The organism is Rhizobacter sp. (genome assembly GCF_031412075.1).
GTDB lineage: Bacteria > Pseudomonadota > Gammaproteobacteria > Burkholderiales > Burkholderiaceae_C > Rhizobacter.
The window spans coordinates 1-2,584 of record NZ_JANOCG010000471.1 but is presented as its reverse complement, the minus strand read 5'-3'; the positions used below and the strand labels follow the sequence as shown (position 1 = coordinate 2,584).

Genomic DNA, 2,584 nt, shown 5'->3' with positions numbered 1-2,584 from the left:
GCGTCTTGCTCGTGGGTTGCGGCAGCGGCACCAGCAGCGACAGTGGCAGCACCGTCACGGTTGCGGGCGACGTGGCCTTGACCTACGCGAAGCGCTCGACGGCGCTGAGCATGAATCCGACCGACGGCACCAACTTCGCGGCCGGCGGTGACTTGATGGTGCGCGAGAAATCGTCGCCCAGTGCGCCCGAGCACAACGTCACCGCCACGATCACGCAAGGCCGTGGCGATGCGTCCGACCCCGAGGCCTCCTACGACGGCAAGAAGATCGTGTTCTCCTTGCGCTGCCCCACGTCGAACACCTCGACCGTCGGTGGTGTCGCAGCCTGTACCGGCCGCTGGAACATCTGGGAATACGACATGACCAGCGGCGGCCTGACCGGCGGCACGCTGCGTCGCCTGACCAGCTCGACCCAAGACGACGACGTCGACCCGGCCTACCTGCCTGCAGGCGCCGGCTTCGTGTTCGCGTCCAACCGCCAGGCCAAGTCGCGTGTCAATCAGGCGCTGGGCCAGAACTACAAGGCGCTCGACGAATACGAGCGCGAGGCGGTGCTGAACCTGCACACGATGGACGCCACCGGCGCCAACATCCAGCAGATCTCGTTCAACCAGAGCCATGACCGCAACCCGGTGGTGCGCCCGAACGGCGACATCATGTTCTCGCGCTGGGAGCACGTCGGCGACCGCAACCGCTTCGCCGTGTTCCGCGCCAAGCCCGATGGCACCGACATGTTCGTGCTCTACGGCGCCCAAAGCCCGGGCAACAGCTTCCTGCACCCGCGTGACATGGACCCGAACGGCCCGTACCGCGGCCACCTCGCCACCTCGCTGATGCCGCTGTCGCGCACGCAAGAAGGCGGCGCGATGATGTTCATCAACGCAGCCGACTACTCCGAGAACAACACCCCTGCCAACACCACCGTGCCCGCCCAAGGCGGCCAGCGCTCGGTGACGGCGCAAGCCCTCAACTCGGGAGGCGGCCTGTCTGAATACGGCCGCATCACCACGCCTTACCCGCTGTGGGACGGCAGCAACCGCGTGCTGGTGTCGTACCGCCCGTGTGAAGTGACGCGTGATGGCGTCGTGGTCTCTTGCGCCACCCTGACCGACGCTGAAAAATCCCGCCTGGGTGACCGCAACCGCATGGCAGGCGCCGTCGCCGGCGACTCGCTGCGCGACAACGCGCCCTCCGCCTACGCGGTCTACATGTTCAACCCGGCCAACCAGACCTGGATGATCGTGGCGGCACCGCCCCCAGGCTTCATGTACACCGACCCGATCCCGCTGCAGGCCCGCGCCGAGCCGAATGCCACTCAACCGACCGCGGTTGACGCAGCCCTGGCTGCGCAAAACATGGCCCTGATCGAAGTGCGCAGCGTGTACGACACCGACGGCCTCGGCCGCATGGGCGAGCGCATGCTGACGGCCGCAGACCGCCCGGCAGGTTGCACCACCGGCATCGCGATGACGGCCGCCCCTGTCGAGCCGACCGAAACCCGCTCGATGGTGGCCGACCTGGTTCGCATGAAGAACCCGGCCGACGCCGCCTACGGCTGCTCGCCGGTGCGCTTTGTGCGGGTGACCCGCGCGGTGGCGCCGCCCTCCGGCATGACCGGTCTGCGTGGCTCGATCGGCGAAACCGAGTTCGAACAACAGCAGATCCTCGGCTACGCGCCGGTCGAACCCGATGGTTCGTTCAAGCTGCATGTGCCTGCCGACACCCCCATCGCGCTGTCGATCATCGACAACAAAGGCCGTGGCCTGCAGACGCACACCAACTGGATCCAGGTTCGCCCGGGTGAGCGCCGCACCTGCGACGGCTGCCACAGCCCGCGTCGCGGCGCTTCGCTGAACTCCGGCGTGGTGGTCAACACCATGCCCGCAGCGCTGGTTGCCGCCTTGGCCGGTGATCACCAGTCGGGTGAAACCATGGCATCGACCCGCACCCGCGTGAACCCCGCGCTGCTGAGCCTGTCGGCCGACATGAGCTTCTCCGACGTTTGGGCCGACACCACGCAGACGGGCGTGACCGCTCGCCCGGCCATCAACATCCGCTACACCGGCAACGCCAACCCGGCCGATGACCTGGTGACGGCCGTGCCCGCCACGACGGGCTTGCGCCGCGGCATCATCAACTACCCCGAGCACGTCCAGCCGCTGTGGACCCGCTCGCGTGGCACGAATGGGGCCAACACCTGCACCGGTTGCCACGCCGATTCGGCCGCGCTCGACCTGCGTGGCACGACGTCCGGCACCGGCCGCGTCACATCGTATGAAGAGCTGATGCTCGGCGACCCGGTGATCGACACCACCACCGGCCTGCCGCAGATCCGCCTGGAGAACGGCGTGCCGATGATCGTGCGCGGTGCACCGCTGGTCGAAGCCAGCTCGGGCGCTGCCAACTCGGCCGGTATCGCCCGCAAGAGCCGCCTGACCGAGATCCTGTTCGGCGAAAGCTTGCTGGCCAGCGCTGGTGCCCGCACCGAGTACCCGACCCCGACGATCAACCACGCGACGATGCTCAATGCCGCTGAAAAGCGTGTGCTGGTCGAGTGGATGGACCTGGGCGGCCAGTACTACAA

Annotated in this window: 1 protein-coding gene; it reads left to right on the top strand. The window is 67.7% G+C overall.

Annotated features, from left to right (window positions below; all coding sequences use genetic code 11):
• The coding region (locus RMO40_RS17795) for an HzsA-related protein (protein WP_309724288.1) at positions 1-2,584 on the top strand (2,584 nt) is incomplete at both ends.